The organism is Gemmatimonadota bacterium, from assembly GCA_009835325.1.
Taxonomy (GTDB): domain Bacteria; phylum JAAXHH01; class JAAXHH01; order JAAXHH01; family JAAXHH01; genus JAAXHH01.
On the sequence record VXWP01000114.1, the window covers coordinates 1 to 9,949 of the forward strand.

7 protein-coding genes are annotated in these 9,949 nt (G+C 63.6%); 6 read left to right on the forward strand and 1 reads right to left on the reverse strand.

The window, feature by feature from the left end; translation table 11 throughout:
- A partial coding sequence (locus F4Z81_15235; GenBank protein MXW06401.1) for an ATP-dependent metallopeptidase FtsH/Yme1/Tma family protein occupies positions 1 to 2,188 on the forward strand: 2,188 nt, incomplete at its 5' end.
- Positions 2,189 to 2,287: 99 nt separating this feature from the next.
- Here the strand turns inward: F4Z81_15235 and F4Z81_15240 are convergent.
- The gene (locus tag F4Z81_15240) at positions 2,288 to 3,544 is read right to left on the reverse strand and encodes an aminotransferase class I/II-fold pyridoxal phosphate-dependent enzyme (GenBank protein MXW06402.1); all 1,257 of its coding nucleotides are present in this window, start codon (positions 3,542 to 3,544) and stop codon (positions 2,288 to 2,290) included.
- A 194-nt stretch (positions 3,545 to 3,738) separates the two neighbouring features.
- Between F4Z81_15240 and F4Z81_15245 the strand changes: the two genes are divergently transcribed.
- Genes F4Z81_15245 through F4Z81_15265 form a run of 5 tightly spaced genes read left to right on the forward strand, consistent with a single transcriptional unit; the run spans position 3,739 to position 9,855 of the window.
- Positions 3,739 to 4,743: an ABC transporter ATP-binding protein gene (locus F4Z81_15245; GenBank protein ID MXW06403.1), complete on the forward strand. Its 1,005-nt coding sequence runs from the start codon at positions 3,739 to 3,741 to the stop codon at positions 4,741 to 4,743.
- 15 nt (positions 4,744 to 4,758) lie between these two features.
- Positions 4,759 to 5,757 carry an ATP-binding cassette domain-containing protein gene (locus F4Z81_15250; protein ID MXW06404.1) on the forward strand — a complete coding sequence of 333 codons (999 nt, stop codon included), beginning with the start codon at positions 4,759 to 4,761 and terminating at the stop codon, positions 5,755 to 5,757.
- 30 nt (positions 5,758 to 5,787) lie between these two features.
- Positions 5,788 to 7,785, forward strand: coding sequence for an ABC transporter substrate-binding protein (locus F4Z81_15255; GenBank protein MXW06405.1), 1,998 nt, complete (start codon positions 5,788 to 5,790; stop codon positions 7,783 to 7,785).
- Positions 7,782 to 8,768, forward strand: coding sequence for an ABC transporter permease (locus tag F4Z81_15260; GenBank protein MXW06406.1), 987 nt, complete (start codon positions 7,782 to 7,784; stop codon positions 8,766 to 8,768). The genes F4Z81_15255 and F4Z81_15260 overlap by 4 nt, the downstream gene beginning before the upstream one ends.
- A gap of 13 nt (positions 8,769 to 8,781) precedes the next feature.
- Complete coding sequence (locus F4Z81_15265; protein MXW06407.1) at positions 8,782 to 9,855, forward strand: ABC transporter permease; 1,074 nt, start codon at positions 8,782 to 8,784, stop codon at positions 9,853 to 9,855.
- Positions 9,856 to 9,949: the final 94 nt, after the last annotated feature.

Sequence of the window (9,949 nt, forward strand, 5' to 3'; positions counted from 1 at the left end):
CCCCAGAAACGACCGGCAGCCACCGCCCGACAAGACGAGGAAGAATCGCTCGATCCTGATCTGGCTCGTGCTCTTCCTGTTCTTCCTGATGGCCGCGCAGTTCCTGCCCAGGCGGGGCGATAACGCGGTGACGGTGTCCTACACGCAGTTCCAGCAGTTCCTCGAAGCCGACAACATCGAGCAGGTCACCATCACCGAGAAGCTGATCACGGGTACACTGCGCCAGAACTCGTCGACCGTGGTCGAAGGCGCGAACCAGAGCCTGCGCGAGTTCAAGGTATACATCCCCTTCGACGACCCGGAGCTGGTGGCCGACCTCATGGCCAAGAACGTCATGGTTACGGCCGAACCGGAGGCCACCAACTGGGTAGGTTACCTCATAGCCGCCCTGCCCTGGCTGCTGCTCATCGGGTTCTGGATCTTCATCCTGCGCCAGATGCAGTCGGGCCAGCGCGGCATGTTCTCCTTCGGCAAGAGCCGGGCCAAGATGATCGTGGAAGACCGGCCCTCCATCACCTTCGCCGACGTGGCCGGCGTGCTCGAGGCCAAACGCGACCTGCAGGAGATCGTGGAGTTCCTGAAGAACCCGGACAAGTTCCACGCCCTGGGCGGCCGGATACCGAAAGGCGCCCTGCTGCTGGGCCCGCCGGGCACGGGAAAGACCCTGCTCGCCAAGGCCGTCGCCGGTGAGGCGGGCGTGCCCTTCTTCAGCATGAGCGGATCGGACTTCGTGGAGATGTTCGTCGGCGTGGGCGCCTCCCGCGTGCGGGACCTCTTCGACCAGGCCCGCCAGAACGCTCCTTGTATCATCTTCATCGATGAAATCGACGCCATCGGACGACACCGGGGCGCCGGACTCGGCGGCGGACACGACGAGCGGGAACAGACCCTGAACCAGTTGCTGGTGGGGCTGGACGGTTTCGAGAAAACGGACTCCATCATCGTGATCGGCGCGACGAACCGTCCGGACGTGCTCGATCCCGCACTGCTCCGCCCCGGCCGCTTCGACCGGCACATAGTCGTCGACCGGCCCGACGTGGTGGGACGGGAGAAGATATTGGAGATCCACGTAAAGAGCCGCAAGATCCCCCTCGACGACTCGGTCAAGCTGGATGTCCTCGCCAAGGGCGTGCCCGGCATGGTCGGCGCGGACCTGGCCAACATGGTGAACGAGGCGGCGCTTATCGCGGCGCGGTACGATCGCGCCTCCGTAACCAGCGAGGACTTCGAAGAAGCCAAAGAAAAGATCATGATGGGATCGAAGCGCCAGCTCGTCATCAGCGACAAGGAGCGGGAGATCGTGGCCTACCACGAGGCCGGACACGCTCTCGCCTTCGAACTCATCCCCGAAATCGATCCCCTGCACAAGGTGACGATCCTGCCACAGGGCCGGGGCCTTGGCGTGACCATTCCCCTGCCGGAGGAACGCTACCTCCAGTCCCGTTCCTACTGCCTGGGCACGATGGCCGCGGCCCTGGGCGGCCGGGCGGCCGAGCAGATCGTCTTCGGCGAAGTGACCTCCGGCGCGCAGAGCGACATCGAACAGGTCACCCGCATCAGCCGCCACATGGTCTGCGATTGGGGGATGAGCGAAGAACTCGGAGCCACGGCGCTGGGCGAGAAGGAGCACGAGGTCTTCCTCGGCCGGGACATCGCCCACCAGCCAAACTACAGCGAGACCACCGCCCATCGCATCGACCAGGAGATCCAGCGTTTCGTAACCGAGGCGGGAGAACGCGTGGAAAAACTGCTCAAAGACTACGAACCCCAGCTTCACGTCGTGGCCAAGGCCCTCCTGGAACGGGATTCTCTCTCGCGGGACGAGGTGGCCGCGCTCATCGAAGGCAAGACCCTGCCTCCGAAGGAAGACGGCAACGGTGGATCAAAGGATGATGGTGCGGAGGCTACCGAGGAGACGCAGAAGGAAGCCGCGCAAGTTGATGGTGAGATTGATGGGGAAGAGCCGCAGGTGGAAGTCGCGCAAGTTGATGGCGCGGGCGCCACAAAGGAGACACCTGCAGAAGAAACGACTACTGAAGGAGCGACAGCTGAAACGCCGCCCACGGATGGCAACGGCGTCGCAACGGTAGACGGGTCGGACGAGTCGGACGGGTCGGACGGGTCGGACAAGGAACCGGTAACGGCACCCGAAGTCGATGAAACCGTGGAAACGTCGAAGGGGCGTTAACCAGACTTACTGCAGGCTGACGGAATACCCAAAGCAAAAGCCCGGCGGTGATCGTCCCGCCGGGCTTTTTGTTACATGGACGACTCAGACCTGCAGGCGTCAGCTGGATTTAGCCAGCACGTCCTTGAGGGTCTGGAGGAAGACTTCCGTTTCCGCCTCGGTACCGGCGGAGACCCTGATCCAGTTCCGGAACTCCCGCTGCCGCCGGGAGCTGATCCAGACGTTTCTCGCGCGCATTTCCCGGACCACCTGCATGGCCGGACGCTTTATATCGGCCATTACGAAAGTACCCTGGGACGGCAGGTATTCAATCCCCATCTCCTCGAAAGTGGCGTAACACCGCTTCTTGAAATCCCAGACCGCCTCGCGGGACTTCTGCAGGTGCTCCAGGTCGCGGACCGCGGCGGCGCCGGCAACGGTGGCCAGGGCATTCGGCGACTCCTGGTAGTACTTCCGCATTTCGTCCTGGATCTTCTGCGATGCGACGCAGTACCCCAGTCTCACGGCGGCCAGGGCATAGGCCTTCGAGAAGGTCCTTACCACGGCCACGTTGTCGTACTTGACCGCCAGCGGGACCGCCGAGGGAATCGGATCCTGCTCCACGAAGTGCAGGTAGGCCTCGTCGATGACCACGATGGCGGTAGACGGGAGCTTATTGATGAACGCTTCGATTTCTTCGGGCTGCAGCAGCGTTCCCGTGGGGTTGTTCGGATTGGTGATGACGACCAGCGAGGTCCTGTCGGACGCCAGGGCGGCCATGGCGTCGAGGTCGTGCTTGTACTCCGGCGTCATCGGCGCCCGGATGATGTTGACGTCGACGCCGAACATGTCGCTGTAATCGCTGGCGGAGCGGGAAATCGACCCGTAACCGTACTCGGCCTCGATGACCTCGCCGCCGTTGCGGCTCAGATAGGCCAGGCAGAGCAGGTCCAGGATGAGACTGGATCCCGGTGTCAACATGAAGGGACCGGGGGGCGGCCGGAAAAACGAGCGCCGCATGGAATTGTCCGGTTCGGGCAGTTCCACCCCGTCGAAGGTCGACAGGGCCTGCATCAGATCGCGCAGGTCCGTGCCGTAGCGATTGACGCCGAACATCCGGTTCGCCATGGCCTCGATGGCCCGGGGCGACGGTCCCAAGGGATTCTCATTCAGGCTCATGCGCACGAGACCGGGCTGCACACCTACACCCCTGATGGCTTCGATGGTGGGCCTTCCGCCCGTGATCAACTGCGTGGCCATGGCCATTCGGTCCGACATGGACAGGGCAATACCGGCCGTTCCGGCCGCCAAAGCACCTTTCATGAAGCCCCGGCGAGACCACGCTTTCAAGGCCGTCTCTGACGCATGCATATGCATCTCCTCGGTTAACCTGGGTAAATCATCACAGTAAATGCGATCGCATTAAACAAGCGTACACAGTTCTATTTCTTACAATCAATCGGACATGTCTCTTCAATATTCCGGCGGCCGCATCTCTTCGATATTCCAGTTGTTGCATAAGGCGGTATCACCTTGACAGACCTGCGAAAGCGTCGTTAAAATGACCCTGTATGCAAGACCTTCTCCTTGATGTTTCACACCTTTCAGCCGTGATCCCCACAGACGACGGTCCCGTCCGGGCCGTACGGGACGTCTCGTTCAAGATCACGCGGGGCAGAACCCTCGGCGTGGTGGGTGAAAGCGGGTGCGGAAAGAGCATGATGGGCCTCTCCCTCATGCGACTGGTTCCGAAACCGGGGTACGTGGAAGGAAAGATCACCTATCATGAAAGGGAAAACGGGGCGACCGTCAACATCCACGAACTCGATCCGGGGGGCGACGCCATGCGCCGGATCCGGGGCCGCAGGATCTCCATGATCTTCCAGGAGCCCATGACCGCCCTCAACCCTGTATACACCGTGGGCAGTCAGATCGGTGAGGCGCTGCGCCTTCACCACGGCATGGACCGCCAGGCCGCGCGCAACCGGGCGGTGGATGCCCTATCGGAAGTCGGCATCCCCGGTCCCCTGCAGCGGGTGGACGAGTATCCCCACGAGCTTTCCGGCGGCATGCGGCAGCGCGCCATGATCGCCATGGCCCTGTCGTGCGGTCCCGAACTCCTGATCGCCGACGAGCCCACCACGGCGCTGGACGTGACCATCCAGGCGCAGATCCTCGATCTGCTCAAGGAGCTCAAAGAAAACCTGAACATGGCCATCGTAATGATCACCCACGACCTGGGCGTCATCGCCGACATGGCCGATGAAATCATGATCATGTACGCGGGGCAGATCGTCGAGACCGGGTCGCCGGAGCGGATTTTCTACCGGCCCGCCCATCCCTACACCCGGGGGCTGCTCGAATCGGCGCCACGTATCAACAGGGAGAAAGCGACGCAGCTGTCCACTATACCGGGCACAGTTCCGTCTCCGCTCAACCTGCCGGAAGGCTGCGCTTTCGCGCCGCGATGCCGTTACGCCACGGAGCAGTGCAACTCGATGCCCATACTGGAAGAAACAGAACCGGATCACCGGGTCCGCTGCTGGCACGCGGATCGAATCACGCTGGATTCCTGATGCGGGAAGCCTGACATGGAAACCATCCTCGACGTCCGGAACCTGAAGAAGCACTTTCCGATCCGAAAAGGACTCTGGCGGCGCAAGCGGGGCGACGTCCGGGCGGTGGACGGCGTCGATTTCCAGTGCGGAACCGGCGAGACCATCGGCCTGGCGGGCGAGAGCGGCTGTGGCAAGACCACGCTGGGACGGTGCGTGCTGAAAGCGATCCCGCCGACGGACGGCGACATCTTCTTCGGCGCGGAGCGGGTGAACTTAAGTCCGCTGGACCGGCGCGAAATGCGTCCTTACCGGCACCGCATGCAGATGGTGTTCCAGGACCCGAACTCGTCCCTCAATCCCCGGATGACAGTGAGCGATATCGTGGGGGAACCGCTCCGGGTGAACGGACTGGCACGCGGGTCCGAACTGGAGGACCGCGTGGCCGGCCTGCTGGCCGACGTGGGGCTGAACGCCGCAGACATGCGCCGCTACCCCCACGCCTTCAGCGGGGGCCAGCGCCAGCGCATCGGCATCGCCCGCGCCCTGTCCCTCCGGCCCGAACTGATTATCGCGGACGAGCCCGTATCGGCCCTGGACGTATCCGTGCAGTCCCAGATCCTGAACCTGCTGGCCTCGCTCAAGGACCGCATGGACCTGTCCTACATCTTCATCACCCACGACCTGAGCGTACTGCAGCACATCAGCGACCGGGTGGCGATCATGTACCTCGGCCGGATCGTGGAAACGGGTCCCGCCGAACAGGTCTACCACCATCCGCTGCATCCCTACACGGAGGCGCTGATCTCTGCCGTCCCGGTGGCCGATCCCGCGGTACAGAAGAAACGGACACGCGTCACCCTGACCGGCGACGTGCCCGATCCCGCATCGCCGCCTAAAGGATGTCATTTCCATCCCCGGTGCCGGCATGCCACGGACCTGTGCCGGGAAGCGGAACCGGAACTCAAGACCTATCCCGGAGGCGTCAAGGCGGCGTGCCACTACAGCGACACGTTGTCTCTCCAGGGTATTTGACCGGGCGAGTGGATAAATTCGGAGTCCTGGATGAAAAAAGTTCAGAAAAACCTGCTGATTTGCCTGCTGCTGACGGCCCTCGCCGGACTGCCGGCCTGTGCCGGCGGCGGGTCTGCACCGGATCCGACGGTTGCGGGGTCCGCCCCGGACGCGCCGTTTTCCGATCCCGCGGCCCGGACGTCGCTGGAAGCGCCCGTACTGGCCGCCCGGACGTCGCTGGAAGCGCCCGTACTGGCCGCCCGGGTGGCGGCGGGCACCCTGCCGCCCCTCCACGAGCGGATCCCGGCCAACCCGCTCGTGGCCAGAAACGATTACGAGGGCTACGACGGCCCCGGGGTCTACGGCGGGACCTGGCGCAAGTTCCACAACAACACCGATCTCGGCTCCTGGAAGATGATCGCCGGATACGCCCCGCTGATCCGGTGGAACCGGCAGACTACAGGCCTCGAGCCGGGCCTGGCGGAGTCGTGGACGTTCAATGAGGACGGCACGGAACTGACGCTCAAGCTGCGCGAGGGCGTCCGCTGGTCCGACGGCCATCCCTATACCTCGGCGTCCTTCCGCGCCTGGTACGACCTGTGCCTCGACGAACGCCACCGGTACCCGCCGCCCGTCTGGTGCCTCGTAGACGGCAGGCCCATGGTGGTCGAAACGCCGGACGACTACACCATCGTCATGAAGTTCGCCGGACCCAACTGGCTGGTGCCCCTGTGGCTGGCGACCGGGTTCTGGTGGAGCGAAGAGTACAACGTGCCGGAACACTACATGAAGCAGTTCCACCCGGACCACAACGACGACGTGGACGATTTTGTCCTCTACGAGAAGCGCAGGCTGCCCCAGCGCAATCCCGATCAGCCTTCCCTCTGGCCGTGGACCATTTCCCGCATCGAGAAAGGCGGCTTCCGCGTGATCCTGGAGCGGAATCCCTATTACTACGTCGTGGACGACGACGGCCGGCAACTCCCCTACATCGACCAGGTGGTCACGACCCTGGTCCCCGAGGCCCAGATCCGGGTCCTGCGGGTGCTGGCCGGCGAGGTGGACTGCCAGTTCCGCGATATGGAACTCCGGGACTTTTCCCTTTTCATGGAAGGACGGGACAAAGGGGAGTACCGTGTCAAGTTATGGGAGAGCGCATCCGGAGCGGATCCGGCGATCAACCTGAACTGGTCGGACAACGACCCGGTCCTCCGCGGCCTGATCCGCGACCAGCGGTTCCGCAAGGCGCTCGCCGCGGCCATCGACCGCGAGAAGTGCAACGCCGTCGCCTTCAAGGGCCTCGCGCAACCCCAGGCCGCCACGGTGAGCGAGGAGGGCTGGCATTTCCTGAGCGAAGAGGGTGCGCGATTGTTCGACCTGTGGAAGGCCACCGACGCGGACTACGACATTCCGAAGGCGAACCGGCTGCTGGACGAGATGGGGCTCACCCGTCGCGACGCCGAGGGCTACCGGCTCCGTCCGGACGGCGATCGGCTGACCCTCGTGCTCGACGCGCCGGCGGCGGCCCATGTCGCCCATGAGAACGACGTCGCCCTGATCATCGCGGAGGGCTGGCGGGAACTGGGACTGGAGATCATCGTGTACACGCCGCCGGGCGCCGAGCTGAGACTGCGGCGCGACCTCGGCGAGTTCACCGTCCATCTCCACGGCGAGGCCGAAATGGACCTGTTCACCTACCCCGACTGGGTATTCCCGACGATGGGGAAATACTGGCATCCCAAGGTGGGGAAGTGGTACGAGACGGGCGGGGAAAGGGGCGAGGCCCCGACAGGCGTCATGGTCGATCTCCTTGATCTCTACGACCTGATCAAGCGCGAGAAAGACCTGGAGGCCCGGCACCTGTTGGTGCAGGACGCCGTGCGGATCCACATCGAGCACGGCCCGTTCCACCTGGGCACCGTGGCCCGGACACCCAAACCCGTCATCGTGAAGAACAACTTCCACAACGTTCCAGACGGCGGTATTCTCGGCCCCTGGGCCGTCGTGGGGCCCGCGACGAGTTTTCCAGAGCAGTTCTATATCGAATGATCAACTACGTCATCAAGCGCTGTCTACTGGCTATCCCGACCCTCCTGGCCATCTCGATGATCGGCTTCGTCATCATCCAGCTGCCGGAGGGCGACTTCCTGGACCGCAAGATCCAGGAACTGGAGGAGATGTACGGCGACAGCAGCTCGATCGCGCGCATCGACGAACTGCGGGAACGCTACGGCCTGGACCGACCCATGTGGCAGCAGTACGTGGGCTGGATCTCGGGGTTCGTCGTGGGGGATTTCGGCGAGTCCTTCGAATACGAGCAGGAAGTCAACCAGCTGATCTGGGACCGCCTTGCCTTCACCGTGCTGATCGCCCTGGGCGCCCTGCTGTTCACCTACGCCGTCGCCATCCCCATCGGCATCTACTCGGCCACCCACCAATACCGCCTGTCCGACAACGTGCTGTCCTTCATGAGCTTCATCGGCATGTCCATGCCGGGATTCCTATTGGCCCTCGCCCTCCTGGTCTTCGTGTTCGAGATCTACCGGATACCCCTGTTCGGCCTCTTCTCGAGCGAGTACGAAGGCGCGCCCTGGACCTGGGACAAGCTCGTCGACTTTCTGAAGCACCTCTGGATCCCAGTCATCGTGGTGGGCATCAACGGCACGGCCGGCCTGATGCGCATCATGCGCGGCAACCTGCTGGACGTCCTCGGCCAGCCCTTCGTCCAGACGGCCCGCGCCAAGGGCCTCAAGGAGTCCGTCGTCGTCATCAAGCACGCGGCGCGCATCGCCATCAACCCGCTGATCACGATCCTGGGCATGAGCCTGCCGAACATCCTCTCCGGGGCCACCATCGTGGCGATCGTCCTGGGCCTGCCGACCGTGGGACCGCTGCTGCTCCGGGCCCTGGTCGCCGAGGACATCTACCTGGCCGGCACTTTGCTGATGATGTTCAGCCTGCTCCTGATCATCGGCAATATCCTGGCCGACATCGCGCTGGCCTGGGCGGATCCGAGGATACGGTATGACTGACCGGAGCGAATCCATGACCACGACCACGGTCGACCAGGCGGCAACCGTCCAGGATTCGGGCTATCTCAGCTACCGGACGCTGATCTGGCGCAGGTTCCGGAAGAACCGGATGGGCATCGCGGCGGGGGCGGTCCTGGCGATGTTCTACTTCGCGGCCCTGTTTGCCGGCACTTTTTCCCCGTACGACCACACCGAAATCCGGATCCAGGTCCGGTACCTGCCGCCCCAGGACCTGCATTTCGACTGGTCCGGCGGTTTCTACGTAAACGGCCTGACTTCCACGCAGAACCCGGTAACGCTGGAACTGGAGTACGAGACGGATCCGTCCCGGCGGTACCCAGTCCGGTTCCTGTCGCGGGACGCCAGCGGAGACTTCAGACTGATCCATTCCGAGGGTCCCATGTACCTCCTCGGCACGGACCGCATGGGCCGCGACCTGCTCTCCCGCATGATCCACGGCGGCCGCGTATCGCTTACCGTAGGGATCATCGGCGTGTTCCTCAGCCTGATCCTCGGATCGGTCCTCGGCACGCTCTCCGGTTACTTCGGCGGCTGGATCGACCACGCCCTGCAGCGCGTCGTCGAGATCCTGGCCTCCTTTCCGCCGATCCCCCTCTGGATGGCCCTGGGGGCGGCGCTACCGGCCGGATGGACGAGCATCGAGACCTACCTGGGCATCACGATCATCCTGTCCATCATCAGCTGGGGCGGCCTGGCCCGCGAAGTCCGGGGCAAGGTCCTCGTGTTCCGGGAACAGGATTACACCACGGCGGCGCGGTCCGCCGGCGCGGGACACTGGTACATTGTCTCCCGCCACCTGTTGCCCGGGTGCTACAGCCACATCATCGTGGTGGCCACGCTGGCTATCCCGGGGATGATCCTGGGCGAAACGGCCCTGAGCTTCCTGGGCCTCGGCATCCGGCCGCCCATGACCAGCTGGGGCGTGCTGCTCGAAGAGGCGCAGCGTGTAACCGTGCTGCTCAACCACCCCTGGCTGCTCTTCCCCGCGGCGCCGGTGCTGGTCGTCGTCATCGCCTTTAACTTTCTGGGAGACGCGTTGCGTGACGCCGCGGATCCCTATTCGTGAAAAAGGATGGGAATTACATCGAAAGGTAAACACTGTGAATCTGCCAATTACCGAGTTTGACCACGTTGCGGCTATTGATTGTGAAACCACAGGG

Coding starts and splice junctions, on each gene's coding strand:
- F4Z81_15255 (MXW06405.1), top strand. CDS start 5,788: ATGAAAAAAGTTCAGAAAAACCTGCTGATTTGCCTGCTGCTGACGGCC.
- F4Z81_15250 (MXW06404.1), top strand. CDS start 4,759: ATGGAAACCATCCTCGACGTCCGGAACCTGAAGAAGCACTTTCCGATC.
- F4Z81_15265 (MXW06407.1), top strand. CDS start 8,782: ATGACCACGACCACGGTCGACCAGGCGGCAACCGTCCAGGATTCGGGC.
- F4Z81_15260 (MXW06406.1), top strand. CDS start 7,782: ATGATCAACTACGTCATCAAGCGCTGTCTACTGGCTATCCCGACCCTC.
- F4Z81_15245 (MXW06403.1), top strand. CDS start 3,739: ATGCAAGACCTTCTCCTTGATGTTTCACACCTTTCAGCCGTGATCCCC.
- F4Z81_15240 (MXW06402.1), bottom strand. CDS start 3,544: ATGCATATGCATGCGTCAGAGACGGCCTTGAAAGCGTGGTCTCGCCGG.